Source organism: Clostridium tarantellae (genome assembly GCF_009295725.1).
GTDB classification, from domain to species: domain Bacteria; phylum Bacillota; class Clostridia; order Clostridiales; family Clostridiaceae; genus Sarcina; species Sarcina tarantellae.
Genome location: NZ_WHJC01000645.1, coordinates 1 through 489, shown reverse-complemented (window position 1 = coordinate 489; position 489 = coordinate 1). Strand labels below are relative to the sequence as shown.

General features: G+C 29.4%; 1 protein-coding gene. It reads right to left on the bottom strand.

Annotated features, from left to right (window positions below):
* Nucleotides 1-121: 121 nt before the first annotated feature.
* Nucleotides 122-489: nuclease/transposase family protein (locus GBZ86_RS16740; RefSeq protein ID WP_479690755.1), on the bottom strand; the 368-nt coding region annotated here is incomplete at its 5' end.

The following is a 489-nucleotide window of genomic DNA, read 5'->3' as shown; positions in this document are numbered from 1 at the left end:
TTAATATATCTGGATGCTTTTCTGAACCAAAAATATTCTTAAATATAAAATCCATTTTAGGATCTAATAAGCTCTGTAACACTCTATTCACTTCCTTATAATTCTACTAAATCTATTGTGACTACTTTCTAAGCTGATTTATTTCATCCACTGTTAACCCAGTTTTTAAAGCAATAGTCTCATCATCTAAAACATCTAGTAAATTTTTAGCTATTTCTAAAGATTTTATCTTTTCACCCTCTTTAATTCCTTTTTCTTTTCCTTCTTTAAGACCTTTTTCCTTCCCTTCCTTAAGACCTTCTTCTTTTCCTTCACGCTTAGCTTTATTTAACGCACTTGTTTCATCTTTTAAGGCTTTAGCCCTTAGTTCATATAATGCTCTTTGTTTTTCATCACAGCTAATTTTAATAAGTTCATTTTTAGCTTCTCGTATTTCTTTTACTGACATTTCTAAAGCTCTTACCTTTTCACTTTCAGGGTTTTTTAAGA